The sequence below is a fragment of the Nocardia fusca NBRC 14340 genome (assembly GCF_001618425.1).
Taxonomy (GTDB): domain Bacteria; phylum Actinomycetota; class Actinomycetes; order Mycobacteriales; family Mycobacteriaceae; genus Nocardia; species Nocardia fusca.
Window position 1 is genome coordinate 45,956 of the sequence record NZ_BDCU01000027.1, and the last position, 26,448, is coordinate 72,403.

Below are 26,448 nucleotides of genomic sequence, written 5' to 3' on the forward strand. Positions count from 1 at the left end.
CGATGGTGGGCAGGGAACGGTAGTACGCCGAGGTCAGGTCTGGCAGTGGCAGGTGGCGGACTCCCGCAGATCGGGTTCGTCGGCTACCACGCGCAGACCGGGACGGGTGTCCGGACTCGCGTGATCACCCATCCAGGACAGCAGGGACCACCGGGACAAGCCGGACAGGGCCGAGCCGAGACTCAGGAAGGACCCGCTGGAGATCGCTGAACCGAACGATCCGATGGACCCGATCGACAGCACCGACCCCACGCTTCCGATGGACAGGATCGAATACGCGGAGCCGATGGACAGGATCGACCCCTCGGAGCGGATCGACAGAATCGACCGTGACGAGCGCCGGCTACGGATGCCGGACCTACGCGAACTTTCGACAGTCGCCATCACCCCGGTCTACCACAGCCGGGCGGCATACGCGGCACGCCACGAGCCGACGCTCCGGTGCCGGGCGGTCGCCGCGGATCGACCCGAAGGCCCATCCCGCGGCGCCGGAGCAGCCACCGTCGGCTCAGCCGACGGTGAAGAACCCGATGGTCGGCATGAAAGTGCAGCTGCGGGTTTCGGTTTCGGTGGCCTGGGTGGTGAGCCCGCCACCGATCACCGCGACGATCCGGCCGGTGCCGGTATTCGCGATGGCCGACAGGGTGGCCGGGCCGTCCGGGTTGATCTTGGCCGCATCGGTCAGCGGCTGCGAGCCCGCCTCACCGGTGTCCAGGTTCCGCCATTGCACCGTCATCGGCTGCACCTGCTCGGCCGTGGGGCGTTCGGTGCCCAGCGCGGTGAACACGAAACCGGTCTGGCCGGCGGCGGGTCCGGGCGGCGGCAGCTGCGCCGGGCCGGGCACCGCGAGGGCGGTGCCGACCGAATCACCGGACGGGGCGATGCAGTCCTGACCGATGGTCGGGTAGAGGAACTGGGCGATAGCCGGCCCGGATTCGGGGATCTCGGGGCCGCCGCCGCCACTGCCGTCGAGGAACGTGATGACCCGTTCCAGCGTGGATTTGATCTGCGGGGGCAGATTCACCGCGGCCAGCAGCGCGCGGGCCTGGGACAGAATGGCCTCCTGCGGGCTGCCCGGTGCGGCGATGTCCTTGGCCGCCGGGGCAGGTGCGTTGACGATGGCCGGGGCCAGGGCGGCGAGAACGTCGACGGGAACCCCTTCGGGGACCATCGGGACGCTGCTCACCGACGCCTCGGTGGCCGGAGCCGCGACGGCCGTCGCGGGCGCCACGAGGGAGGCGCCCGCCGCTATGGCGAGCGCGGACATTGCGATCCGCGATCCTCGGGTGCGAAGCACTGGTCTAGCCGTCCTTACCTCGGGTACATCTGGGCGACGCTGAAAAGCCGTCGTTTCGGGGTCACTCTAAGGACACTGACGCGCGTTGTACAGCACCGGGGTAGGGATTGCGAGCCCCAATTCGCTGTGCTACTGAACAGTAGGGGGTAACGCGAGTGACCGGTGTGAAAAATGAGGCGTATGTGGACTCGTGACTCATCGGTTGCTCGATGGTTACCGGCCCCTGTGCGCACTGTTTGCCGCCCACCGCGCGGAGCGCGTGCAAGGCTCGCGTCCGCCCGGAAACCGGTGGGGTTAATGTATTCCGGGCCGGAAAACCGGCGACGCGCCCAACAGCACCGGGTCCGGCCGCCGGCCCGGACCGACTCGAAAGCTCGTGTATTGACTCAGCCCAGCGGCGCCCGGACCGACATTCGGGGGTTCGTACCGTTTCGCCTGGCCCTGGTGGCGCTCGGGATCACCGTACTGGCGCGGCTGCTGTGGATGCTGCTGACCCCGAACGGGATGAACCTGGTCGACCTACACGTCTATGTCGACGGGTCGGCGGCTCTGCTCACCGACCATCTCTACGATTTCACCTACGCCGAGAAGACACCGGATTTCCCGCTGCCCTTCACTTATCCGCCGTTCGCCGCGGTGGTGTTCTTCCCGTTGCACTTCCTGCCGTTCACCGTGGTCGCGATGTTGTGGCTGTTCGCCATCGTCGCCGCGTTGTACTGGGTGGTGCGAATCGCGTTCGAGCTGATACTGGGACGCGAGGCCCTGCGCGAAGCGCGGTGGCGCACCGCGATGGTGGCGTGGACGGCGGTGGGCCTCTGGTTCGAGCCGGTACGCACCACCATCGACTACGGCCAGGTCAATGTCTTCCTGATGCTCGGCGTGATGGTCGCGATCCGCAGCTCCCGGTGGTGGCTGTCGGGAACCCTGGTAGGCGCGGTCGCGGGGATCAAATTGACGCCCGCGATCAGCGGCCTCTATTTCGTGGCGCGGCGCCGCTGGGCCGCCGCCGTCTGGTCGGCGGCGGTATTCGGCCTGACCGTGGCGGCGAGTTTCCTGATCAATCCAGAGGAGACCCGGCGCTATTTCGGCACCCTGCTCGGTGACGCCGACCGGATCGGGCCGGTGGGCTCGGTGTGGAACCAGTCGCTGCGCGGCGCGCTCAGCCGGCTGCTGGGCAGCGATGTGGGTACCGGGCCGTGGTGGATCGCGGCGGTGGCGGTGGCGGCGGTGCTGGGGTGGTGCGCGTGGCGGGCGCTGCGCCGCGACGATCTGCTGGGCACCGTGCTGATCGTGCAGTTGTTCGGGCTGCTGGTCTCGCCCATCTCCTGGTCGCACCATTGGGGCTGGCTGCTACCGACCGTCCTCTGGTTGCTCTACGGGCCGTACCGGGCGGTGCCCGGCGCGCGGATACTGGCCGGATACTGGCTGGTGACGACGCTGATCGGCGCGCCGTGGGTGCTCTCGTTCCTGCAGGATTCGATCTGGACCATCTCCCGCTGGGGGGTGTGGTCCTGGTTCGGCACGGTGTACGTGCTCGGTGCGCTGGCCTGCTACGGCTGGATCGTCTGGGCGGGGCGGACGGCTTCCCGGACCGCTACGGTGCCAGCCGATCTATCTCCCGGGCCAGCGCCACGTCCCGTGCCGTGAGCCCGCCCGCGGAGTGCGTGGTCAGGGCGAAGGTGACCTTGCGCCACCGGATATCGATATCGGGATGGTGATTCGCCGATTCGGCGATATCGGCCACCTGCCGGACGAGTTCTATTCCGGCGGGAAAGGTGGCCGCCTCGACCGTGCGGGTCAACGCGTCACCGGCCCGGCTCCACTCCGGCAGGGTTTCCAGGGCCGCCGCGATCTCGGATTCGGAGAGCAGTGATGTGGTCATATCGCGGGCATACCCCGCCACCGCATTCCTACAACCGCACCAACCGCCCCCTCATCCACAGCCACGCACTCCCCTATTACGAACTGCCCGGCCTCCAGGGCGCGGACGCCGGAGCGAAGGCGGAGGTCGCCCCCCTCAGGCGGCGCGCGCCTTCTTCAGGCCTTTCTTCAGTTCTTTACCGGAGGCGCCCGTGGCCTCCAGGCGCTTCATCCGCATGATGACCACAGGGCATTTCACGCAGCGTGTCTTCTTACGACAGCACTTCTTCTTCGGCTTGAGGCTCGAAACCTCGCTCGCCTTGACCTTGCCCATGCGGGTTAGCATACCCTTACCTCTGGGCGGCGCCAGCAGGCCACCGGGTTCCCGGTAGGGTGTAACCGGCCCAGATGCCCGGTGAGTTCGAATCTCCCTGTCGCAGGGTCCGGCCGCAAGCAACAGTTACCAGCAGGAGGAACCGGCGTGTCGTCTGCACGCGATTTTCGCAACGTCGCCATCGTGGCCCACGTCGACCACGGTAAGACGACGCTCGTCGACGCCATGCTGCGCCAGTCCGGCGCATTCGCCGAACGGGCCGAACCGGTCGACCGGGTCATGGACTCCGGCGACCTGGAGCGCGAGAAGGGCATCACCATTCTCGCCAAGAACACCGCCGTGCACCGGCATCATCCGGACGGCAGCGTCACCGTCATCAATGTCATCGATACCCCGGGTCACGCCGATTTCGGTGGCGAGGTGGAACGCGGCCTGTCCATGGTCGACGGCGTGGTGCTGCTGGTCGACGCCTCGGAGGGCCCGCTCCCGCAGACCCGGTTCGTGCTACGCAAGGCGCTGGCGGCCTGTCTGCCGGTGATCCTGGTGGTCAACAAGACCGACCGGCCCGACGCGCGCATCGCCGAGGTGGTCGAGGAAAGCCACGACCTGCTGCTGGATCTGGCCTCCGATCTGGACGACGACGCGGCCGAAGCGGCCGAACTCGCCCTCGATCTGCCGGTGCTCTATGCCTCCGGTCGCGCGGGCAAGGCGTCCAAGGAGCAGCCGCAGAACGGCGAGGTACCGAACGCGGAGAACCTGGACGCGCTGTTCGACGTCCTGCTGGAGAACATCCCCGCCCCCAAGGGCGACGCGTCCGCGCCGCTGCAGGCCCATGTGACCAACCTCGACGCCTCGGCCTTCCTGGGCCGGCTGGCGCTGGTGCGTATCCACAACGGTGAGCTCCGCAAGGGGCAGAACGTGGCGTGGATGCACGCCGACGGCGTGAAGAGCGTCAAGATCACCGAACTGCTGCAGACGATCGGCGTCGAACGGCAGCCTGGTGAGGTCGCGGTGGCCGGCGATATCGTCGCCGTCGCCGGTATCCCCGACATCATGATCGGCGACACCCTCGCCGACCCGGACGAGCCCGTCGCGCTACCCCGCATCACGGTGGACGAACCGGCCATCTCGGTGGTGATCGGTACCAATACCTCCCCGCTGGTCGGCCGCGTCCAGGGACACAAGCTCACCGCTCGCATGGTGAAGTCGCGGCTCGACCAGGAACTGGTGGGCAATGTCTCACTCCGCGTTCTCGATATCGGGCGCCCGGACGCCTGGGAGGTCCAGGGCCGCGGCGAGCTCGCGCTGGCGATCCTGGTCGAGCAGATGCGACGCGAGGGCTTCGAGCTGACCGTCGGCAAACCGCAGGTGGTGACCCGGCAGGTCGACGGCAAGGTGCATGAGCCCTACGAAGAGCTCACCATCGACTGCCCCGACGAGTACCTCGGCGCCATCACCCAGCTGCTGGCCGCCCGCAAGGGCAAGATGGTGCAGATGAACAACCACGCCGCGGGCTGGGTGCGGATGGAGTTCATCGTGCCCTCGCGCGGTCTGATCGGGTTCCGCACCGACTTCCTGACCGAGACCCGCGGCACCGGTATCGCCAACGCCGTCTCCCACGGTTACGCGCCGTGGGCCGGTGAGATCCGGGCCCGGCACACCGGTTCGCTGGTATCCGACCGCTCCGGTTCGGTGACCCCCTTCGCCATGATCCAGCTCGCCGACCGCGGGCAGTTCTTCGTCGAACCGGGCGCGGAAACCTACGAGGGCATGGTCGTCGGGATCAATCCGCGCGCCGAGGATCTCGATATCAATGTGACCAAGGAGAAGAAGCTCACCAATATGCGCTCCTCCACCGCCGATGTGATGGAGACGCTGGCCAAGCCGCTGCAGCTCGATCTGGAAATGGCCATGGAATTCTGCGCCGCCGACGAATGCGTCGAGGTGACGCCGGAGGTCGTGCGTGTGCGCAAGGTCACCCTGGCCGCCAACGAACGGGCCCGGGAGCTGTCGCGTCGCAAGGCGCGCGACCGGGCCGCGCTGTAAGCGGTTTCGCCCCCGGACGGGCCGGCGCGGGTTTGGGTAGAGTGCCGAACGTGATTTCGGGGAGGCGCGCGGTGTGGCGCGGGCTGCTGGTGCTCGTGGCGGTGCTCGTTCCGGTGCTGGCCGGATGTACTGCCGACCCGCCGCCGCCCATCGCCAGTACGGACAGCCCGAAGACCGAACCGGCGCAACCGACCAAGAACACGGTGGTGGTCGCCATCGATGACATCGGGATCGGTTTCAACCCGCATCTGCGGTCGAACCAGTCCCCGGCGACCGCCGCGGTGGCGGCCATGGTGCTGCCGAGTCCGTTCCGGCCCACACCCGACCCGGCCCTGCCCGGCGGCACGCTGTGGGTTCCGGATACGGCGCTGGTCGATTCGGCGACGGTGACCGCCGAGGCCCCGTTCACCGTCACCTACACGCTGAAGGACCAGGCGAACTGGTCCGATGGGGCGCCCATCGCGGCCGAGGACTTCCACTACCTGTGGCAGCAGATGATCACGCAGCCCGGTGTGATCGACCCGGCCGGATACCGCCTCATCACCGAGGTCCGTTCCGCCGGCGGCGGTAAAGCGGTTTCCGTGGTGTTCGACAAGCCCTATCCGGCCTGGCCGCAATTGTTCGCGAACCTGTTGCCGTCGCATCTGATGAAGGATTCGCCGGGCGGTTTCCAACGGACGCTGGTCGAGCAGATACCGGTCTCGGGCGGGAACTTCACCATCGAATCCGCCGATCCCGGTCGTGACGAGATCCTGCTGGAACGCAACGACCGCTACTGGGGCACTCCGGCCCGCCCCGACCAGATCCTGCTGCGCCGCGGCGGCACCCCCGCCCAACTGGCGGATTCGCTGCGCACCGGCGACACCCAGATGGCACTGGTGCACGGCGGGGTCGCCACCCAGGCCCAGCTGGCCGCGATCCCGTCGGTACGCACCGCGATCATGCCGCAGTCCCGGCAGCTGCGCCTCACCCTGAACGGCCGCGAGGGGGTGCTCGGCGACCATCGGGTCCGGACCGCGGTCCTCGCACTTCTCGATCCCGCGCTGCTGGCCACGGTCGGCGCGCAGACGGGTAACTGGGTGGAACCGGTACGCGCGCAGGTGCTCTCGCCCTCCGATCCCGGCTATACGCCCACCGAACCGCCCCGCCTCAACCCCGACCAGGCATTCGGCCTGCTGGCCGAGGCCGGGTTCGGCCGCGCCCCGGAGCCGCCGCCGGTCTCGGCGACCTCACCGGCCCCGCGGCCCCGCTCGCTGGCTCGCAACGGGGAACCGCTGGTCCTGCGGATCGGCGCGGTGACCGGCGACGATACCGCTCTGGCGGTGGCCAATACCGCGGCCGACCAGCTGCGCAGCGCCGGGATCGACGCGTCGGTGCTCAATCTGGCGGCCGACGAGCTGTACGGCAAAGGCCTGGTGGAGAATTCCGTCGACGCGGCAGTGGGCTGGGAGGCGACCGGTGGTGATCCCGCTACCGCGCTGGCCTCCCGCTACGGCTGCCCGCCCGCGGCGCCCGTCACCCCCACGACCGACGGCGAACAGACCGAGGTTCCGGCCGCCGTGGAGGCGGCCCGCCGGGCGCCGAGCAATCTGTCCGGTATCTGCGATCCGCAGTTCCAGCCGTCGATCGACGGCGCGCTGCACGGCGTGGAAGTACCGCGCACGCTGGGCGAGGCCGAACCCCGGCTGTGGAGTGCATCCACGGTACTGCCGATCGTGCAGGACAACGTGGTGGCCGCGGCCGGTCCCTCGGTGGACGGGGCGTCGCTGAGCGGAGCGATCCAGGCCGGGATATTCGGCGACGCGGCGATGTGGCGGCGCGTCCCGTGACCGGTTCCGGCGAAGGACGTACCGGCGGGTTGCTGCTGGTTCACGCCCACCCCGACGACGAAACCATCACCACCGGGGGCACGATCGCCCACTACCGGCGTCTCGGTGTCCCCGTGACAGTGGTGACCTGCACTCTCGGTGAAGAGGGCGAGGTGATGGGCGACCGCTGGGCCGGCCTGACCGCCGACCGCGCGGATCAACTGGGCGGGTACCGGATCGGTGAACTCACCCGCGCCCTGACCGAACTCGGTGCCGGACCGCCGTGCTTCCTGGGCGGCGCGGGCCGCTGGCGCGATTCCGGTATGGCCGGGACTCCGGCGGCGCAGCATCCACGGGCCTTCGTCGAGTCCGGTCCGGCGGCGGTCCGGGCGCTCACCGAGGTGATCCTCGACCTGCGGCCCCGCGTGGTGGTGACCTACGACCCGCGCGGCGGCTACGGCCACCCGGACCATATCCGCGCCCACCGGGTGACCACCGAAGCCGTCGAGGCCGCGGCCGCGCAGGGCTGGGACACGCCCAAGTTCTACTGGACCGTGACCGACGCCGACATCCTGCGCGATCATCTGCGGGCGCTGGCGCGCCGCACGGTGGACGGCCTGCCGGGCGCGCTACCCGCCGGCTGGCGGCTGCCGGCCGAGGACGAGTTGGCGTGCGTACCGGGTAATTCGGTGACCACGGCGATCGATGTCACCGAATCCCTGCCCCGGAAACGCGCCGCGCTGCGCGCCCACGCCACCCAGCTCACGGTCGCGCCGTCGGGCCGGGAGTTCGCGTTGACCAATATGATCGCCCAGCCGGTCCTGCCGGAGGAGCACTACATTCTCGTCCGCGGTCGCGCCTGGGCGGGCGGGCCGGACGGCCGGGAAGACGATCTCTTCGCCGGTTCGCTGTAGCCGAGCGGCGCCCACGCACCAATAGACTCGTCGCTATGCAGCACTCGGAATCGGAGAGCGGGACCGGACCCACAGCGACCGCCGGACGGTGTTCGGCGACCCGGTCGCACGGATGACCGCCACCGTGGACGATCGGGCCGGTGCGGATTCCCGCACCCGCTGGACCGCACTGGCGACCGCGGCACTCGGCCCGGTGCTGATCGCGGTCCTGATCGTGGACGCGGTGATCACCTCGGCTCTGGAGGTGCTCTACCTGCCCTTCCATCTCGGCAGCGTCGCCGTACCGGTGGCCGCACTGATCGCCGCGCCGGTGAACGTGGCCCTGGTGTGGGCGGCCGCCACGGTGACCACCCGGCCGACCGTGCTGTTCCTGCCGATCGCCGCCTGGCTGGGTGCCTTCCTGATCGCGGCGAGCCGGGGCCCCGGCGGTGATGTCCCGCTGCGCAGCGATCTGCCGACGCTGCTGCTGTTCCTGTGCGGGGCGGTGGCGCCGCTGGTCTACCTGTACGTGGCCGCCAACCGAACGAAACGCCCGGCACGCTGACCGGTCCGCCGGGTGGCGCCGGTCACCAGGCTCCGTACTCCGTGGCGAGGATATCGTTCACATCCACGCCCACCCCGTCGACCGTGCGGTCGTCGATCTCGAACTGGTGCAGATGCGCGGCCGGATGCACATACCCCGGCGCGGTTCCCCAGTCGTGCTGCCAGAACCACGCACCCACACCGGCCGCCCTGGCCAGATCGATGGTGGGCGCATTGGCGTAGACGCCGGTGTGCTCCCGGCCGATCACCGCCTGCCAGCCGAGCAGATACGGCAGGATCATGGTGGCGAATTCCACGGGGTTCGGATTGTCGTCGATGGAGGCGTAGATCGGCCGGTTGTCCGGTCCCCCGGCGGCGCGGTGTAGAGCCAGTCCGCGCTCGGCGTGCCGACGACCCGCGTCGTATCCGCCGCGCCAGTCGGCGGTGGGCCCTTTGCCGAACTGGTAGCAGGACACGATGGCCAGCCCGGCGGCCCGCAGATCCTCGACCTCCCCGGCGAGCAGCGGTTTCCCGGCCATCCATTCCGCTCCCGGCCGACGATCGGACACATACCGGATGACCCCGGTGTGCCCGGCCGCCTTGATGGCCGCCGCGGACGGCACACCCCCCGCGTAATCGAGCAGGGTCCCGAGCGACGCCGCACCGGCGCGAAAAGTTCCGAAGGCCGACCCCACCGCGCCCGCGGCGACGGCGGCGGCCGTATATCCGAGCAGAGCCCGGCGAGACAGTGCAGAAACCATCGAGACTCCTTCGCACACCCGGGTGGACAGCAACGGCATGCCCGGCGCACCTTCCCCATCAGCACTGCATGCGCCGGGAGCCTCGAACGTGGGGTTATTCCACCACATCCACCACCCGACCGCCACGACCGACGACTGCACGCGTCACCGCGGGTCCGGGCTCTACCGGAGATCGACAGAGCGGGCGCGAGAAAAGACCGGGACGCATCACGCGGTCGGATGCGCTGCGCGTCCAGCGGGCCGAGCCGTGAAACCGCGCTGTGGGCTGCTTGCGAAGACGCTGTGTCAAAGCAACAGATACCCGCGACAACCGGGCAGCGCAACCCCATGCGTCGAGTCTTATGAGACACCTCAAAGGGTTGAGGCCCGTCTCGCCGTTCAGGCCTCGAAGCGCATGCGGCGAAGCCGCGAGTCTCGAGGCCTGAACGGCGAGACCAAGGGGGCCTCGACCCCGCGCGCGCAAGCGCGCCAAAAAACAGCGCCGCAAATTACAACAGCCGGTCTATGCGTTCACCTACGTCGAGGGTTCGCATGGCCGGATCGGCGAGTTCGGCGCGGACGACCCGGACCACCTGCGCGACGATCTGTTTCTTGATGCCCGCCAGGACGCCGAGGACGGCGGCGCGCATGCCCTGGGCCGCGTATTCGAGGCGGACGTTCTCCCGTTCCGGCGGGTCGACCTCCACCACGATGAGCAGAGGGTCGGCCGCGTGCGCGGTGAGTTGCAGGGGGATCTCCACGTCCGCGCGGTACTGGTTGTCCTTGAGCACGCTGACCGTGATGTCGAGGGTGACCGGGACGGTCAGGTCGAAGCGGACCAGCGCCGGATCGTCGTCGGCCGTGGCGGTCTCGGGTACCCGGTCGGTCAGTGCGGGCCGGCCGACCTCGCCGCGGACGGTGACCTCGGCCGCCGCCCGGGGACCGGCCCGCAAGGGGCCGATCTCGATCTGCCGGTCGGCGAGCTGGGTGACGAATGGTTCGAGCCGGTCCCGGGTGACGATGCGCGGAAAGAACCGCCGCCCGAATTCGGCGTAGTCGATCCAGTCGAAGCGGGTGCGGGTGCGGTGCGGGGAGCGTTCGCGGGCGACGATGGCCTCGATATCGTAGATGCGGCTGCGCATCACGCCCGGATCGCGCAGCATTCCGTTCACCCGATTGGCGACCTCGCGTTGCAGCAGCCCGGCGATCGGGTCGAGTAGCCATTCGGCCACCGAGTCGGCGGCGGACAGGCGCAGCAGCACACTCACATCCGCGGGCTCGACCCGCGGGATATCGATCACGATCAGCAGCGGGTCGGCGGTGCGGGCGTGGAAGGTGAGACCGATGGATACCACCGTCTCCGACCGCAGGGGTTTGCCGGCGAGCAGGATCTTGGCCCGCAGGGATACCGGTATCCGCACGTCGAAGGCGACTTCGGAGCCGCGGCGCACCACCACGGGACGGTCGATCCGGCCCTCGGCGAGGAACCCGGCGAGTCCGGCGGGCGCCAGATTGACCGGGCCGATGGTCAGCCCGCGCCCGGTGATGCCGGCGACCGCCTTCTCGATCCGCCGCTCGGTCACCGCGTGGGTGACGAACCGCCTGCCGAACTCGGCGTAGTCGATCCACCCCGGGTCGCCTACCTCGATCGGTTCCATGAGTCGTTCCGACACCTCTACCTCCACCGAATGACGGTCACGGTACGCGATGAAGGTATCGATCCGGCAAGCCCGTCACCACCCGGGCGACAGCCGCCCGTAACCGACGATGTGGATATCGGGGACGGCGGCGGGGTTCCAGCGTTCGATACCGACCGCGTCGCCCTCGTTACCGCCGATCGTGGTGAGGGTGCCGTGGTCTTCGGCCAGCACGATATTGGTGTGCTGGCCGAATCTGCTCTCCGGGCTGTAGAGGATCACATCCCCGGTGACCGGCCGGTATCCCGACCCGGCGGCGGCGAAGCGGCCCGAAGTCTCGTAATACTCCTGCAGGGTGTAGACGCCGGGGATACGCCACGATCCCGAGTTCGGATTGATCAGCGGCAGCCCGGCCGCACGCATCACCCAGCTCACGAAGTTGGCGCACCACGGTTCGGTGTTGCCCTCGGAGTAGCCCGCTCCCGCGCGGGGGTCGGCGAATTCGGTCGCGGCGGCGTCGACGACCCGCGCCTGGGTCGCGGTGAGTGTGGCCCGGTCGATCACCGGGAAGGAGGTCAACCGCTCACCGACGAGTCCGTCGGAGGAACCGGAGAAGAACGAACAGCCACACAGAAACAGCGCGGCGGCCACCAGCAGGAGCGCGGTGCCGCGCACCGGCTTCCTCCGCGTGCGTACCTGTTCCGAAGATCCGACCATTTCCACACCCCGTGCCTCGGCAGAACTTTCCGGTGATCGACCGGTGCCGTCCAGCATGCCCGTTTGCGGAACCGATCTACGGGGCGACCCTGACGATCCTGACGGAGTTCGCGGACAAGGGGCGCTACAACCACCTCGATACCCTTGGGTCCAGCACGGTCACATCCGAAGACGCCGGACTGGAGTGGGACAACACGGTGCTGCCGCTCCTGATCGAGGCCCAGGGCTGTCCGGACACCGACAGGCTGTTCAACCGCGCCACTGGTTGGACTCAGTTCGAAAGCAGAGCAGGAGCCGAGGCTCCCCAAGCGGTAACCCCTTGGCATGACTTTTCTCGTAAATGTTCCCGACCCCGTTGACCGAACGGCGACGAGGCCGACATGACCGAGTACGGACGGCGGCTGCTCGCGATTCCCGGCACTACCGAAGCTTGAAGTCAGCCGGCAGACGCCGGATCGTTTCCCCTTCTGAAGGTATAGCGCACCTGGGGGCTTGCGGCAAGACCCGGTTCATACCGCAGAATTGCCCGGCTGAGCCAGAACCTGTGGAAAGAGGGAGTGTCCGAATGCCGGATTTCGACGTGATCATCGTGGGTGCCGGTCCGGCCGGTCTGACCCTGGCCACTGAACTGAGCCTGGCCGGCGCGCGCCCCTTGGTGCTGGAGAAGCACCTGGTGCCCCGGGAAACCCAGAAGGCCAGCGGGATCGGCGGGCGGATCCTGGACGTGCTGCGCTACCGCGGGCTGCTGGAGCGCTTCGAAGCGGCCAGCAGCGACCCGAATATCGCGCCCCGGTTCCCCTTCGGCACGTTGCAGCTGGACTTCACGCAGCTCGCCGATCCGCCGATGCGCGCGATGCCGATCCCGCAGCACGTCATCGAGCGACTACTCGGCGAACGCGCTCGCGAACTCGGCACCGAGATCCGCCGTGGACACGAGGTGCTCGGCGTGACCCAGAACGCGGCCGAGGTCACCGCGGAGGTCCGTGGTCCGGAGGGGACGTATCAGATGCGCGCCGGCTACCTGGTCGGTTGCGACGGCGGCCGCAGCCGGATCCGCGAGCTGGCCGGAATTCCGTTCCCCGGCACCACCTATCCGGAGGTCAACCGGCTGGGCCAGGTCCGGTTGGACGACGCGGTCACCGTGCTCGACAACGGCGATATCGACGTGCCTGGGCTGGGCCGGGTCGCCGCGGGCTTCACCCGCAACGACCGGGGTGTGTTCGCGTTCGCGATCGACCCCGAATCCGGGACAACGAGCCTGATGGCCACCGAGAACGAGACCACCGAATACGACGACGAAGAGCCGCTGACCCTGGCCGAGCTGAGCGCCAGCGTGCGTCGGGTGCTCGGCGTCGACCTCCCGATGACGGACCCGAAGCGGCTCTCGCGCTTCACCTTCAAGGATCGGCAGGCCGAGCGGTATCGCGACGGCCGGATCCTGCTGGCCGGCGATGCGGCACACCTGCTGCCCGCCACCGGCACGGCGCTCAATGTCGGCATGCTCGACTCGGTGAACCTGGGCTGGAAGCTGGCGGCCGCCGTGCGGGGCCGGGCGCCGGAAGGCCTGGTGGACAGCTATCACAACGAGCGGCACATGGCCGCTGGCCGGGCCCGGCTGCAGACCCGGGCGCAGGTCGCGCTGCGGCGCGGCCGCGACGACGCCGACGAAGCGCTGCGGCAGATCGTGCAGGAGTTGCTGCTCGACGAGCCGGCGCTACGCCGGATGGGTGGACTTGTCGGCCACAGCGACATTCGCTATCCGATGCCGGGGGTCGAACACCCGCTGGCCGGGACCTTCGCCCCCGATCTCGCCCTGCACACCGGAGCGGGCGCCACCAGTGTCGCGGAACTCATGCACAACGCGCGGCCGGTGTTTCTCGAACTCGCCGACCGGCCGGAGTTGCGCGTGATCGCCCAGGAGTGGAGTGACGTCGTCGAGATCCACAGCGGGAAAGCCGAAGACCAGCCCGCCGACGCCCTGCTGATCCGTCCGGACGGTCACCTGGCTTGGGCGGCGGCGATCGGCGAACCAGCCGACACCGCCGTGGACACGCTGCGCGCGGCGCTCACGCACTGGTTCGGTTCACCGGCCGGTGTGTAACGCACGCATCCCAGCGCATTCGGCTCGGCCGGCGGCAACAGCGCCACCAGGATGGCCGCGCCGGTGAGCGGGAGGAAATCGATGTTGTAGGCGGACAGGAGGATGCCCACCGGCAGCAGTGGCGGGCGTTGGGCCCATGCCCGGCCGGCGGATCGCGGTACGGGCCGGTAGGTGAGGTGGATAGTGTGGCGTGACTCGGAAAGGGACTCATGACGACTCTCACCCTCGACCTTGCCGGATCTCGCGTGCACCGTCTGGGCTTCGGTGCGATGCGGCTGGCCACCGAACCGGATGATGCCCGCTTCGCTTCGATCGAGTTGCTGCGCAGGGCTGTCGAACTCGGTGTCACATTGATCGACACGGCGCATCTCTACGGTTGGGGCGCCAACGAGGAACTCGTCGCCGAGGCCCTTCATCCCTATCCCGAGGGGCTCCTGGTGGCGACCAAACTCGGCGTCGAGCGCCGCCGCGACCACCCCGACGGGGCGGTTTACAACGGCAGTGAACGTTTCCTGCGCCGTCAGGTCGACGATGCTCTGCGTCGGCTGCGGGTGGACCGGATCGCCCTCATGCAACTGCACCGCATCGACCCGGCCATTCCGCTCGCCGACCAGGTCGGGGTGCTGGGCGACCTGCGTGATGAGGGAAAGATCGGCCACATCGGCCTGTCGGAGGTCTCCGCCGCGCAGCTCGCCGAGGCACGCGAAACCGTGGATATCGCGAGTGTGCAGAACCGCTACAACATCCTCGACCGCGAATACGACCCGGTGGTCGATGCTTGTGAACAAGCCGGTATCGCTTTCCTGCCGTGGCGGCCTGTGGTCGCCGGCATTGCGGGCGCGACTGCCGTGATCGCCGCGGTCGCTCGCGAGCTCGACGCCACCGCCACCCAGGTCGTGCTCGCCTGGCTGTTACGTCGGTCGCGCGTCGTCGTGCCTATCCCGGGCACCGCCTCACCCAGCCACCTCACCGAGAATCTCGCGGCAGCCCGTCTGGAACTCACCGACCATCAGTACGAGCGTCTCGACCGTATCGCCGCATCGAAAGGCCGATGATTCCGTGACGTGGTGAGCGGGTTCTGCGCCGTATACGCGCGGCCCGAGGGAAAGAGTGGGGTATCCGCCTCGCGCGCATTTCCCGCCAGGCTACGAAGACGCGAAGAAGGGCGGTCGTTCCAGCGGCGACTACTTGGTATGGCACCAGACCCGCGCGGGCGATGCCGAACGATTTCCGGCGGCGGGGGTCACCGTGCGTCGTCGGCCGCTGTTCGCATGGGGATGAGGGCGGTGAGCGCGATGGCGACGCAGGCGGCGGTGGTCGAGATGAGGAAGGCGGTGTGGAAGGCGTCACGCGACGGCAACTGCTGGGTGCCCAGGTTGATGGTCATATTGGCCAGTACCGCGCTCATCACCGCCGCCGAGGTGGAGGTGCCGACCGAGCGCATGAGCGCGTTGAGCCCATTGGCCGCGGCGGTTTCGGTGATCGGTACCGCGCCCATGATCAGCGCGGGCATCGCGGCGTAGGCGAGGCCGACACCGCCGGCCACCAGCACCGAGGCGATCATGATCTGCCAGACGGTGTCCATCATCGCCGCGGCGCACAGGTAGCCGAGACCGATCACCGCCGAGCCCACGCCGAGGGTCAGTTTGGGACCGAAGCGCGCCGAGATCTTTGCGGAGACCGGCGAGAGCAGCATCATCACGCAACCGCTGGGCGCCAGGGCGAGTCCGGCGGCCACCATCGTCAATCCGAGGCCGTAGCCGGTTTCCGCGGGGGCCATCAGCAGTTGGGGGAAGCTCAGCGACATGCCGTAGAGCGCGAAACCCACTGCGATCGAGGAGATATTGGTGAACAGCACCCGCGGCCGCGCCGAGACCCGTAGATCGACGAGTGGATGCCGGCGACCGAGTTCGTAACGGCCCCAGCCGAGGAACACCAGGATCGACACCGCGAACAGGGTCAGGATGGAGGCGCTGGTCCAACCCCATTGCGCGCCCTGAGTGATCGCGAGGAGCAGCGCGAGCAAGGCGGTCGCCAAACCCGCGGCGCCACCGAAATCGAAGGGAGCGGGGGCGCGCACCGAGGATTCCGGGACGAACCGGAAGATCAGCAGCGCTCCCGCGCCGCCCATCGCCGCGGCCGCCCAGAACAGGACGTGCCAATCCGCGTGTTCGGCGATCAGGGCGGCGACCGGCAGTCCGATCGCGCCGCCCACCCCGAGGGTGGAACTCATCACGGCCATGGCCGAACCGACGCGTTCGGGTGGCAGTTCGTCGCGCAGGATGCTGATACCCAGCGGAATGGCCCCGATCGCGACGCCCTGCAGGGCGCGGCCGGCCACCGAGGGCAGCAGTGAGGAGGACATCGCGCACAGGACCGAGCCGATGATCATGGCGAGCAGGTCGAGCAGCAGGATGCGGCGTTTGCCGAACATATCGCCGAGCCGGCCGCTGATCGGGGTGCAGACCGCCGAGGCCAGCAGGGTCACCGTGATCACCCAGGAGGCGTTGGTGGCGGTGGTGTCCAGGAGGGTGGGCAGGCTCGGGATGAGCGGAACGACCAGAGTCTGCATGAGTGAGACGACGATGCCGATGGTGCTCAGGGTGGCCACCAGCACTGTCGGTGAGGTGCGGGGCCGATCGCGTTCGTCGGATCTGGAAGGGTCGTCGGCCACAGCAGTCACGCATATGCACGTTACATAGCCTGTGTATGGTGCACAATTTTGTATTCGGGCGAAACAGACGACATAGTGTCCGAATGTCCGATTCGGCTGCACCGCTCGCCGCCTCCGCGGCGGACCGCCGGGACCCCGCCGTCCTGGCGCGGCTCGTCCTGGAACTGAACCTACTGTCCCGGCAGTATCCGGCCGCCCGCCGGAATTCGCCGTTCCAGCTGGACAGATCCGCGTACCTGATCCTCACCCGGCTGCGTCTCGGCGATCCGCTGTCCCTGCGCGAACTGGCCGAGGCGTTCGGCCTCGACGTGTCCACGGTGAACCGCCAGGTGGCCGCCATGCTCGACCAGGACCTGGTGGAGCGGGTACCGGACCCCGAGGGCGGCGTCGCCCGCAAGGTCCGGCCCAGTGAGAAAGGGCTCCGGCTGTTCGAAGCCGATCTGGCCCTGCAACGCCGCGGTGTCGGCTCCGTGCTCACCGATTGGCCCGACGAGGAGGTCGAGCAATTGGTCCGGCTCCTGGAGCGGTTCAACGAAGGGGTCGAAGGGCTGGCCCGCCATCCCTGGCCGCGCCCCCACCGCACCACCGGTTCCCCGGTCCACTGACCGAGAACTCGGTGGTCACCCGGTGTTCTCCGGCAGCCGGTACCGTTGAGCCATGATCACGCTCAAAAAGGAAGACGGCGCAGCGGATCTCGCGGGGATCGCCAAGCTGAGTGTCGGTGTCAGCTGGGACCCGTCCGCGGGCGCCAGCGGTGGCGCGCTCGGCTGGGCGCGCCGCAAGAAAGGTGTCGACCTCGACTTGATCGCCATCCTCATGCAGGGCAGCGAACCGGTTCGTTTCGCCGGACTGGATTCGCTGGACCCGCTGGGCAACGGCTCGGTCCAGCACTCCGGCGACGAACAGACCGGTTCGGCCGCCGGTGACGACGAAACCGTCCATGTCACCTTCGCCGAGGTCCCCGGCGGTATCGACGCCATAATCTTCGTCGCGGCGGCCTTCAAGAAGGGCAGCTCGTTCGAGAAGGCGAACAACATCTCGTTCAAGGTCTACGACGCAACCGGCGGCAGCAGCCAACAGGTGGCCGATATCTGGCCGTCGCTGCTGGGCAACGACAATGCCAACGCCGTCGCCCGCGCCTTCCGCAACGGTGACGTCTGGCAGCTCGAGGTGCTCAACCGCAAAGGCAAGATCAAGCAGGGTGACAAGCAGGCGCTGCTGCGGTTCGCCATGGGCGGCGGCGGTTCCTGATCCGCCCCACGTGATCAGCCCGCCGCCCAGCCCGACCACCGCGCGATGTCGAGCGCGATAACCGGTCCGGGCGGCGGTTCCGTCACATAGACGGGATAGCGGGCGGTCAGGTGCGTCAGGCCCTGCCGCGCCTCGTCACCCGCCACGATGCGCGCCCTCCCGTCGGCGCGGACCCACCACAGGCGGGTCCAGTCCTCGTCGTAGAAATCGGCCAGTACGGCGATATCCGGGTTCGCCTCGATATTGGCCAGCCTGCGCAGGGCGGTGGTCGACTTCGGTTTGGCATCGACCGCGGTGTAGACGGTGTCGCCGGCGAGCGCGAACACGATCGGCACGAGATGCGGCGCCCCCGTAGCGGTCACCGTCGCGAGCCGGGCGACCCGGGCTTCGGCGAAGCGCGTCCGCGCCCGGTCACGGTCCAGCCGCATACCTACACCTCGCTCCCGATCCGGCGCTCAGCGCCGGCCACGCAGATAATCGCTGACCACCGCGGCGCCGAGCCCGTCCAGGTCGGGCGCCACCACTCGGCCCCCGCTGCGCCGGGCCACCAGATCCACGAACGCGGCCAGCCGCGGTTCCTCACCCAGCATGAACACCGAGATCGAGGCGCCCAGGCGGGCCAGCGAATCCACCTGGGTCACGGTGACGGCCAGGGTGCGCCGGTCCGGCGGCCAATTGAAGTAAGAGGTGCCGTCCGGCTCCAGGTGCGCGGTCGGCTCCCCGTCTGTCACCACCAGGACCACCGGTACCGCGTCGGGATGCCGGCGCAGATGGCGACCGGCCAGCAGCAGCGCGTGGTGCAGGTTCGTGCCCTGCTCCCAGACCGGTTCCAGACCGGTCAGTTCCGCGATGTCCACGGTGCCGGCGTGGCGGCCGAAGGTGATCAGTTCCAGCGCGTCGGACCGGAACCGGGTGCTGATCAGGTGCTGCAGGGCCAGCGCCGTTCGCTTCATCGGCACCCAGCGCCCGTCCTGCACCATCGACCACGAGGTGTCGACACACAGCGCGACCGCCGCCCGGGACCGCTGTTCGGTCTCGGCGATCTCCACATCCGCCACATCCAGCGATACCGTCCGGCTTCCGGTGGACGCCGAGCGCAGTACCGCGTTGCGCACCGTACGCGAGACATCCCACGGCTCGGTATCGCCGAACTGCCATGGCCGGCTCGCGCCGGTCGGTTCCCCGGCCGCCCCGGCGAGCGCGGTTTCCCGCTGCCCCTTGCGGCTGCGCAATTTACCGACGATATCCCGGAGCGCGACCTCCCCGAGCCGCCGCAGCGCCTTCGGGGTCAGTCGCAGGGAACCGTCGGGGGCCCGCTCGAACAGGCCCTGGCGACGCAGTTCGCGTTCCAGCTCGGCCAGCCGGGCCGCATCCACCCGGGCCTCGGCGCCGAGCTGACGCTCCAGCATCTCCAGGTCGATATCCTCCAGCCGTGCACCGGGATAGGACTGGGCGAGCTGGGCGGCGAGTTCGTCGAGTTCGCCCAGATCCTGCATGGCCGCCACGGCCTCGCCCATTCCCAGCGGGTCCTGGCCGCGGAAACGCCGCGCCGACTCCCAGTCCTGGCCGGGACGTAGCGCACGCAGATTCGCGTCCAGGTCGGCGATCTGCTGCGCTATCCGCGGATCCCCGAAGGCCTGCCCGATCAGCTCGTTCAGTTCCGCCCGCTGCTGAGCCGACATCGAATTCATCATCCGCTGCGCCGCCGCGGCCCGCGCGGCCAGCGCGTCGATCAATTCCTCGGTATCGCGCGGATTCTCGGGGAAGAACTCGCCGTGCTCGTCCATGAACTCGGCGAACCGCTCGGTGGTGTCCTCGCCGCGGGCGTGGGCCGCGAGCAGATCGTTGAGGTCCGACATCATCTGCCGGACCCCCTCCACATCCTGCGGTGTCGCGTCCCGCAGCGCCTGCTTCATGCCCTGGAAACGGGATTCCAGCAGTTCCTCGCCGAGCAGCTCACGGATCTTCTGATAGTTCTCCCGGCCGGTTTCCGAACGCCAGGAGTATTCGCTCAGTTCGTTGACCGCTTTCGCGGTGCTCGACGGAAGTGCGTCCAACTGCATTTCGGCGAACCGCGCGTCGTCGGAGGGGTCCGGGAACAGCGCGCGCCGTTCGGCCTCCAGTGCCCGGTCCAGCAGTTCCCGCACCTGCTGCAGGGTGCCGTCCAGGCGGTGGGACCGCGAGATCTCGGCCCGCCGCTCCCACAGGCGGCGCGTCAGTTCTTCCAGGCCGGGCATACCGGACGTCCCCCGCCGCATCAGTTCCTCGAGCGCCGAACGCGGCGAGGAACCCTCCATCACCTCGCGCCCGATCTCCGACAGCGCCTCGCGCAGATCCAGCGGAGGCGCCAGCGGATCGGGCCCCTCATGGTAGGGCCCGTAGGAATATCGGTCCGCCGCTGTCATCACACCTCTTCAAAATCGGGTGCCACGGTCATCCGCCGTACACCGCGCTGCCCTCGTCGTCGGAGTCCTTGGCCACCTGACGCGCCAGATACAGGGACTCCAGGGCGAATTCGACGGCCGCGGCGATCCGCTGCGGTGGATCGCCCGCCGCGACATCGAGCCGCAGCGCCACTTCGTGCAGTACCGGAAGCTCCGGTAGCGCGGACAGGACCTGCGCGCCGGGCACCCGCTCGCCCGTGGTCACCAGATGTCCCTCGTCCACCGCGGCGGCCAGCGGCCGCAGATCCAATCCGCCCAGCCGCTCCCGCGCGGTATCGGCGAAGGCCCGCCGCAGCAGATGGGTGAGATGTTCCTGTTCGCGGCCTTCCTCGCCGGATTCGAACTCCAGTTTCCCGCGCAGGACGGCCGGCACCGATTCCAGATCGACGGGCCGGGCCACCGCGGGGTTCTCCCCGGTGAGCGCGGAACGCCGCAGCGCCGCCGCGGCCACGGTCTCCGCGGCCGCCACCGCGAACCGGGCCGAAACCCCGGAGCGCTGATCGATGGCCGGGGATTCGCGTAACCGCCGCACGAACCGGGCCAGCACCTCGATCAGCGGGTCGCCCACCTCGGCGACCAGTTCTGCTTCCTGGCGCACCAGCGCCATCTCCGCCTCGACGGTCAGCGGATAGTGCGTCCGGATCTCGGCGCCGAATCGGTCCTTCAACGGGGTGATGATCCGGCCGCGATTGGTGTAGTCCTCGGGATTGGCCGTCGCCACCAGCAGCACATCCAGCGGTAGCCGCAGCGTATAGCCGCGCACCTGGATATCGCGCTCCTCCATGACGTTCAGCAGCGCGACCTGGATACGTTCGGCGAGGTCGGGCAGCTCGTTGACGGCCACGATGCCCCGGTGCGCCCGCGGCACCAGGCCGAAGTGGATGGTCTCCGGATCGCCGAGGCTGCGTCCTTCGGCGACCTTCACCGGATCGACATCGCCGATCAGGTCGCCCACCGAGGTGTCGGGGGTCGCGAGCTTCTCGGCGTAGCGCTCGCTGCGATGCCGCCACGTCACGGGCAGGTCGTCGCCGAGTTCGGCCGCCAGCCGCCGGCCCTGCGGGCTGATCGGTTCCAGCGGGTGTTCGCCCAGTTCGGCGCCCGCGATCACCGGGGTCCATTCGTCGAGCAGTTCGATTACGGTCCGCAGCAGCCGGGTCTTGCCCTGTCCCCGCTCGCCCAGCAGCACCACATCGTGACCCGCCAGCAGCGCGCGCTCCAATTGCGGCAGCACGGTCCGCTCGAAGCCGACGATCCCGGGCCACGGATCCTCTCCCGAGGCCAGCCGGGCCAGCAGATTCTCCCGGATCTCGGCTTTCACACTCCGCGGCGCGTACCCGGCCGCCCGCAACGCGCCCGCGGTGGCGGGCAGCTCTGTTGGAACAGTCACCTCATCGACGCTACGGCGATTTCCCCCATCGGTCGACAGATGGCACGCCGTTATCCGCCGCTCGGCGTGGGTTCGCCTGCGCTGCGGCGGTCTCAGGCGACCCCGGATACCAGCCGCCGCCGGAGTGTGTCGAGACCGTCTCCGTGCAGGTCGGCGGCCGCGATACCGCGCGCCGAGGCGATCAGCAGCAGCGACAGCAGTGGACCGCACACCTGCGGCCCCGACCCCGCGGTGAACTCGGCGTCGTCGGCCACCAGCGTGAGCCCGGCGACGAGTTCCTTCCCGCCACCGAACCCGGCCGTGGTGCGGATCTGCAGCCGCAGCGCGTCGGCGACGGCATCGGCCGGGTACTCCCGGGTGATCCCCAGCGGCCGCCGGATGTCCTCTCCGTGCACGATCATCTCGACCAACCTGCTGTCGAGCGGGGCGGGCGGGGTGACCGTCCGGTCCAGGGCCGCACGCAACCGGTCCAGCGTTTCGGCGGGGGTGTCCGCCCGCTCCCGTTCGACACCGTTCGCGGTGAACCGGTCGAAATCGAAGCGGGCCCGGGCGAACTGCCGGACGAAGCCGAGCCGGGATGTTTTCGCCGTCGCCACGATATGCGCGAGCACATCGTGCACCGTCCACCCGGAACACAACGAGGGCGTCGCCCACTGCTCGGCGGTGAGCCCTTCGAGATCCGCGATGAGCGCCAGTCTCTCGGACCGGACCGTCGGCCACACGTCTTGCACGATTCCTCCAGCTCGGCTCCGCCCCCGGCCGGGGGGGTGACGAACCGCACACTACGGATCGGTACCGACATATCGCCCGACCCGGACCGGGGCCGGTCCGGATCGGGTTCCGAGATGCCACCGCCGAGGACGCTTCGACCGGTCGATCGCCGGGCAACTGTCGATCCCGGGTCGCACACCGCCTGTCGGCTGTTCGTGGTCAGTCGTGGGCCGCGCCCGACACCCGTGCCTCGTCCCAGAGCCGCCGCAGGATCGTCCCCGCCGGGTCCGGCGCCGCCTTTCGGAACCCTGTACCCGCCCACAGCGCCATATCGTCGGCACCGTCCCGCTCGGCCGCGGCCGCCCTGATGGGGCTGGTGAGGTGGTGGATCTGCGGGTAGGCGGCGGGCGCCGTGCCGTACTCGGCGATGAAACCGTTGGCCAGTCCACGGGCGGGGCGGCCGGAGAACACGCGCGTCACGACCGTCCGGTCGAATCGCGGATCGGCGAGCGCGTTCTTGTGCGCTGCTTTCGCCCCGGATTCGGCGCTGCGCAGGAACGCCGTACCCAGTTGCACCGCGACCGCCCCGTGCGCGAGCACCTCCACGATCCGCGCCCCGTCGGAGATGCCGCCCGCCGCGACCACCGGCAGCGGGCACCACGCGGTGATCTCGTCGAGCAGGTCGATCAGCGCGGCCGTACCCGGTTCGTCCTCGACCCGGAAGGTGCCCCGATGGCCCCCGCCCTCGGGCCCCTGCAGGCAGAGCGCGTCGACGCCCACCTCCACCGCGGCCCGGGCCTCGTCCGGACCGGTCACCGTCGCGATAACCATCGATCCCGCCGCACGCAGCCGCCGCACCGTGTCCACCGGCGGCAGGCCGAAGGTCAGCGAGACCACCGGCACCCGTTGTCCGACGACCAGATCCACCTTCTCGTCGAACCGGTCGTCGTCGAATTCCCGGACAGCGGGTACTTCGAGCCCGTACTGCCGCGCCGTCTCCCGCAGCCTGTCCCGGTACTGCTCCACCGCCGCGGCATCGTAGGAAGTGCGCTGCGGCACGAAGAGGTTCACCCCGAACGCCGCGTCCGTGCCGGCCCGCACCTGCCGGATCTGCTCGGCCACCGCCTCGGGGGTTTTGTACCCGGCCGCCAGAAAACCCAGCCCGCCCGCTTCCCCGACGCTCACCACCAATTCCGGCGTCGAGGGCCCACCTGCCATCGGCGCCGCCACGATCGGCACGGCGAGATCTCCGAATCCGAACACGATCCACCTCCACGGTCGATACCGAATCGAACGGTACCCAGCCTCCTCACCCGCCGGCACCGGACGACCACCGGGTGGCGCCGCTGTTCCCTACGTCACGGGGCCCGCCGCCATGCTCGCCCGAAACGGGCGAACCGTGGCATCCGCGCACCGCGGTGTGCGCGAGGCATAATTCCGGTGACCGTGGCGCATTGTCGTGACGTCGCGCCTCCCTTCCCGCAGGAGAAGAGGGTATGTCCGATTCCAGTACGTACCTCGTCGAACGCGCGACCAGGATCGCCGCGCCCGAGCCCCGGATCCGCGCCCTCATCGACGATTTCCACCACTGGCGTGATTGGTCGCCCTGGGAGGACGCCGATCCCGATCTGCGGCGCACCTACTCCGGTCCGGGGTCGGGAGTGGGCGCCCGCTACGACTGGGAGGGCAACCGGAAGGCGGGCGCCGGGACGATGACGATCACCGCCTCGGAGCCCGGACGGGTCGGGATCGACCTGGCCTTCCGCAAACCGTTCGAGAGCCGGAACGAGGTGACGTTCCTGCTGGTGACCTCGGGTGCAACCACCGAGGTGACCTGGCGGATGACCGGCCGCAAGAACCTGTTCTTCAAAGTGGTCGGCTTCCTCTTCCCCATGGACCGCTTCATCGGCCCGGACTTCGAGAAAGGCCTCGTGCGGTTGAAGGGACGGGCCGAGGCCGGCAGCTGAGCCCAGCACGTTCGGACATCGGCGGAAGCGGAAGCGAGGAACAGCAGCGCGGTCGCGTAGGGCTCCTCGCGACCGCGCTGCCGGATCGGCGTATCCGGCCGATTCGGTTCACCGAGCCGATCAGCCGGCGTCGGGTTTCGACGGGTCCGGCAGGGAGAACCCGGTGACCCGTTCGGGTGTCACGCGGACGATGAACCGGCGGATATTGTCGGGCTCCGGGGGCGGCTGCTCGCCGAGATACTTCCGGGACAGCCGTAACGGCAGCGATTTGTCCGGATCCTCGATCAGTTCGGCGGTGCCCTGGATATCCACGGAACGGTAGGGGTTCGTGGCGTCGAAAACGGTGAGCGCGACCCGTGGATCGCGCGCCAGATTGCGCACCTTGCGGCGGGTGGTCGTCGAACTGAACAGGATCGTGTCGCCCTCCCGGTCCATCCAGACCACCGAGGTCTGGGGACGGCCGTCCGGGTCGATCGTCGCCACGGTGGCGAAATTCTTCCCGTCCAGCAGGCGGCGGGCCTCAGCGGGCAATTCGGTCGTCATATCGGTTCCTTCGGGTCGTTTCGGTTCGGTCGGATGTCGGTGCGGGGCCGCAGGCCCACGTCAGGCGGGATGGACCGCGGCGGGCGGGGTGGCCGGAAGTGCCACGGCGACGGGTCGCAGCACGGTGACCGCCACCGCCAGTGCGGCCACCAGCAGGCCGGCGGCGACGGCGAAGGCCGTCCGGTAGCCGCCGGTCAGCGCCTCGGCATCGGAGGCGCCGGCGGTCGCCAGGGCGCCGGTGCGGGACGCGGCGAGGGTGGTCAGTACGGCCACGCCGAGCGCCATACCGATCTGCTGGGTGGTGTTGAACAGTCCGGAGACCAACCCCGCGTCGTCGGCCGCGGCACCGGACATGCCGAGTGCGGTGAGCGCCGGGAGCACCAGCCCGAATCCGGCGATCAGCGCCATCACCGGCAGCAGGTCGACCGGGTAGGAGGCGTGCGCCGGCACGCTCGCGAGCCGGACCATGGCGGCCAGCAGGAGCAGCAGCCCGGTGATCAGCACGGCGCGCTCACCGAAGCGGAGGGTGAGGCGGGCCGAGGCGAACAGCGACACCCCGCCGATCGCCACGGCCGCCGGCAGCATGGCCAGCCCGGTCTCCAAGGCCGCGTAGCCGAGGACGCGCTGCAGGTACAGCGCGAGCAACACCTGGAAGGCGAACATGGCCGAAACCGTCAGCATCTGCACGAGATTGGCCCCGGAGACAGCGCGCGAACGGAAGACCCGCAGCGGAAGCAGCGGATCGGCGACCCGGGACTGCCGGATGACGAACGCGGCCAGCAGTAGCAGGGATACGGCCGCGAGACCGAGCGTGCGTGAGGAGGTCCAGCCGTGGCGCTCGATCCCGACCACCGTGTAGATACCCAGCATCAGCCCGGCGGTGACCAGTGTGGCGCCGATCAGATCCGCCCGGCGCACACCGCCACCGGCCCGGTCCGCCGGCAGCACCGCGACCGCCAGGGCCACTGTGGCCAGCCCGATCGGCACGTTGATCAGGAAGATCCAGTGCCAGCCGAAGGCGTCGGTCAGCACCCCGCCCAGCACCTGCCCGATCGCCGCACCGGCGGCGCCCGTGAAGCCGAAGACCCCGATGGCGACTTTGCGCTGCCGGTGGTCGGTGAACAGGGTGACCAGAATGCCCAGCGCGACGGCGGAGGCGAAGGCGCTGCCCACGCCCTGGAGGAAGCGGGCGCCGATCAGCAGCGCGGGCGTGGTGGCCGCGCCGGCGATCAGGGACGCCGCGGTGAACACAGCGTTCCCGATCAGGAATATCGTCTTGCGGCCGAACAGGTCGCCGAGGCGTCCGCCCAGCAGCAGGAGCCCGCCGAAGGCGATCAGGTAGGCGTTGACCGTCCAGCTCAATCCGGCCGAGTCGAATCCCAGGTCACGCTGGATCTCCGGAAGCGCCACCGTGACGATGCTGCCGTCCAGGACGGTCATCAGGGTGGCTGCCGACAGCACGGCGAGGGCGAGGCGTGCGTGGGTGTTCATGGTG

Annotated in this window: 25 protein-coding genes; 10 read left to right on the forward strand and 15 right to left on the reverse strand. The window is 69.2% G+C overall.

Going from position 1 to position 26,448, the window contains the following annotated elements; translation table 11 throughout:
• Positions 1-33 precede the first annotated feature (33 nt).
• Together NF4_RS15795 and NF4_RS15800 are read right to left on the reverse strand one after the other, a co-directional pair.
• On the reverse strand, positions 34-384 hold the full coding sequence (locus tag NF4_RS15795) for a hypothetical protein (protein WP_063128098.1): 351 nt from the start codon (positions 382-384) through the stop codon (positions 34-36).
• A 124-nt stretch (positions 385-508) separates the two neighbouring features.
• Positions 509-1,267: an Rv1157c family protein gene (locus NF4_RS15800; protein WP_232330489.1), complete on the reverse strand. Its 759-nt coding sequence runs from the start codon at positions 1,265-1,267 to the stop codon at positions 509-511.
• A 327-nt stretch (positions 1,268-1,594) separates the two neighbouring features.
• Here NF4_RS15800 and NF4_RS15805 point away from each other — a divergent pair, with 327 nt between their 5' ends.
• Positions 1,595-2,944, forward strand: coding sequence for a mannosyltransferase (locus tag NF4_RS15805; RefSeq protein ID WP_084533154.1), 1,350 nt, complete (start codon positions 1,595-1,597; stop codon positions 2,942-2,944).
• Here the strand turns inward: NF4_RS15805 and NF4_RS15810 are convergent.
• The gene (locus tag NF4_RS15810; RefSeq protein WP_063128305.1) at positions 2,892-3,179 is read right to left on the reverse strand and encodes a 4a-hydroxytetrahydrobiopterin dehydratase; all 288 of its coding nucleotides are present in this window, start codon (positions 3,177-3,179) and stop codon (positions 2,892-2,894) included. The two genes, NF4_RS15805 and NF4_RS15810, sit on opposite strands and share 53 nt — an antisense overlap.
• Positions 3,180-3,314: 135 nt before the next feature.
• Positions 3,315-3,491, reverse strand: coding sequence for a hypothetical protein (locus NF4_RS38630; RefSeq protein WP_168165626.1), 177 nt, complete (start codon positions 3,489-3,491; stop codon positions 3,315-3,317).
• A gap of 147 nt (positions 3,492-3,638) precedes the next feature.
• Here NF4_RS38630 and typA point away from each other — a divergent pair, with 147 nt between their 5' ends.
• The 4 genes from typA (at position 3,639) to NF4_RS15835 (ending at position 8,803) form a co-directional block, all read left to right on the forward strand.
• Positions 3,639-5,537 carry a translational GTPase TypA gene (gene typA / locus NF4_RS15820; protein ID WP_063128100.1) on the forward strand — a complete coding sequence of 633 codons (1,899 nt, stop codon included), beginning with the start codon at positions 3,639-3,641 and terminating at the stop codon, positions 5,535-5,537.
• Positions 5,538-5,578: 41 nt separating this feature from the next.
• Positions 5,579-7,366 (forward strand): ABC transporter family substrate-binding protein, encoded by a 1,788-nt coding sequence (locus tag NF4_RS15825; RefSeq protein WP_269749598.1) that lies wholly within the window; start codon positions 5,579-5,581, stop codon positions 7,364-7,366.
• A complete protein-coding gene (gene mshB, locus NF4_RS15830) occupies positions 7,363-8,259 on the forward strand; it encodes an N-acetyl-1-D-myo-inositol-2-amino-2-deoxy-alpha-D-glucopyranoside deacetylase (protein WP_063128307.1) in 897 nt (298 codons plus the stop codon). The genes NF4_RS15825 and mshB overlap by 4 nt, the downstream gene beginning before the upstream one ends.
• Before the next feature lie 112 nt (positions 8,260-8,371).
• Complete coding sequence (locus NF4_RS15835; protein WP_063128308.1) at positions 8,372-8,803, forward strand: hypothetical protein; 432 nt, start codon at positions 8,372-8,374, stop codon at positions 8,801-8,803.
• Between the two features lie 22 nt (positions 8,804-8,825).
• Here the strand turns inward: NF4_RS15835 and NF4_RS15840 are convergent, their stop codons facing one another.
• The 3 genes from NF4_RS15840 to NF4_RS15850 all read right to left on the reverse strand — a co-directional run bounded on the left by NF4_RS15840 (position 8,826) and on the right by NF4_RS15850 (position 11,833).
• Positions 8,826-9,542: a DUF1906 domain-containing protein gene (locus NF4_RS15840; protein ID WP_063128309.1), complete on the reverse strand. Its 717-nt coding sequence runs from the start codon at positions 9,540-9,542 to the stop codon at positions 8,826-8,828.
• 488 nt (positions 9,543-10,030) lie between these two features.
• Complete coding sequence (locus tag NF4_RS15845; protein WP_232330490.1) at positions 10,031-11,194, reverse strand: hypothetical protein; 1,164 nt, start codon at positions 11,192-11,194, stop codon at positions 10,031-10,033.
• A 60-nt stretch (positions 11,195-11,254) separates the two neighbouring features.
• Positions 11,255-11,833: a CHAP domain-containing protein gene (locus NF4_RS15850; RefSeq protein ID WP_232330491.1), complete on the reverse strand. Its 579-nt coding sequence runs from the start codon at positions 11,831-11,833 to the stop codon at positions 11,255-11,257.
• A 607-nt stretch (positions 11,834-12,440) separates the two neighbouring features.
• Between NF4_RS15850 and NF4_RS15855 the strand changes: the two genes are divergently transcribed.
• Both NF4_RS15855 and NF4_RS15860 read left to right on the forward strand, forming a co-directional pair.
• Positions 12,441-13,976 (forward strand): FAD-dependent monooxygenase, encoded by a 1,536-nt coding sequence (locus NF4_RS15855; RefSeq protein ID WP_063128102.1) that lies wholly within the window; start codon positions 12,441-12,443, stop codon positions 13,974-13,976.
• A gap of 209 nt (positions 13,977-14,185) precedes the next feature.
• The gene (locus NF4_RS15860) at positions 14,186-15,031 is read left to right on the forward strand and encodes an aldo/keto reductase (protein WP_063128103.1); all 846 of its coding nucleotides are present in this window, start codon (positions 14,186-14,188) and stop codon (positions 15,029-15,031) included.
• A gap of 188 nt (positions 15,032-15,219) precedes the next feature.
• Here the strand turns inward: NF4_RS15860 and NF4_RS15865 are convergent, their stop codons facing one another.
• Positions 15,220-16,659, reverse strand: a complete 1,440-nt coding sequence (locus NF4_RS15865; RefSeq protein ID WP_501193526.1) for an MFS transporter — start codon at positions 16,657-16,659, stop codon at positions 15,220-15,222.
• Positions 16,660-16,733: 74 nt separating this feature from the next.
• On the opposite strand from NF4_RS15865, the gene NF4_RS15870 reads away from it, so the two are divergent.
• On the forward strand, positions 16,734-17,255 hold the full coding sequence (locus NF4_RS15870; RefSeq protein ID WP_063128105.1) for a MarR family winged helix-turn-helix transcriptional regulator: 522 nt from the start codon (positions 16,734-16,736) through the stop codon (positions 17,253-17,255).
• Between the two features lie 52 nt (positions 17,256-17,307).
• Entirely contained in the window at positions 17,308-17,901 is a 594-nt protein-coding gene (locus tag NF4_RS15875; RefSeq protein ID WP_063128106.1) for a TerD family protein, read from the forward strand.
• 14 nt (positions 17,902-17,915) lie between these two features.
• On the opposite strand, the gene NF4_RS15880 is transcribed toward NF4_RS15875, so the two are convergent.
• The 5 genes from NF4_RS15880 to NF4_RS15900 form a co-directional block, all read right to left on the reverse strand.
• The gene (locus NF4_RS15880; RefSeq protein ID WP_198165345.1) at positions 17,916-18,329 is read right to left on the reverse strand and encodes a TIGR03668 family PPOX class F420-dependent oxidoreductase; all 414 of its coding nucleotides are present in this window, start codon (positions 18,327-18,329) and stop codon (positions 17,916-17,918) included.
• A 27-nt stretch (positions 18,330-18,356) separates the two neighbouring features.
• The gene (locus NF4_RS15885; RefSeq protein WP_063128107.1) at positions 18,357-20,306 is read right to left on the reverse strand and encodes a vWA domain-containing protein; all 1,950 of its coding nucleotides are present in this window, start codon (positions 20,304-20,306) and stop codon (positions 18,357-18,359) included.
• Positions 20,307-20,334: 28 nt separating this feature from the next.
• Positions 20,335-21,732 carry an ATP-binding protein gene (locus NF4_RS15890; protein WP_063128108.1) on the reverse strand — a complete coding sequence of 466 codons (1,398 nt, stop codon included), beginning with the start codon at positions 21,730-21,732 and terminating at the stop codon, positions 20,335-20,337.
• 92 nt (positions 21,733-21,824) lie between these two features.
• On the reverse strand, positions 21,825-22,463 hold the full coding sequence (locus NF4_RS15895) for a maleylpyruvate isomerase family mycothiol-dependent enzyme (RefSeq protein ID WP_063128109.1): 639 nt from the start codon (positions 22,461-22,463) through the stop codon (positions 21,825-21,827).
• A 199-nt stretch (positions 22,464-22,662) separates the two neighbouring features.
• Positions 22,663-23,706 carry a nitronate monooxygenase gene (locus NF4_RS15900; protein ID WP_063128110.1) on the reverse strand — a complete coding sequence of 348 codons (1,044 nt, stop codon included), beginning with the start codon at positions 23,704-23,706 and terminating at the stop codon, positions 22,663-22,665.
• A 233-nt stretch (positions 23,707-23,939) separates the two neighbouring features.
• Between NF4_RS15900 and NF4_RS15905 the strand changes: the two genes are divergently transcribed.
• Positions 23,940-24,410, forward strand: a complete 471-nt coding sequence (locus tag NF4_RS15905) for an SRPBCC family protein (RefSeq protein WP_063128111.1) — start codon at positions 23,940-23,942, stop codon at positions 24,408-24,410.
• Positions 24,411-24,530: 120 nt separating this feature from the next.
• Here NF4_RS15905 and NF4_RS15910 read toward each other — a convergent pair whose 3' ends face one another.
• A complete protein-coding gene (locus NF4_RS15910; RefSeq protein WP_063128112.1) occupies positions 24,531-24,953 on the reverse strand; it encodes a PPOX class F420-dependent oxidoreductase in 423 nt (140 codons plus the stop codon).
• Positions 24,954-25,013: 60 nt separating this feature from the next.
• Positions 25,014-26,444, reverse strand: a complete 1,431-nt coding sequence (locus NF4_RS15915) for a DHA2 family efflux MFS transporter permease subunit (protein ID WP_063128113.1) — start codon at positions 26,442-26,444, stop codon at positions 25,014-25,016.
• Positions 26,445-26,448: the final 4 nt, after the last annotated feature.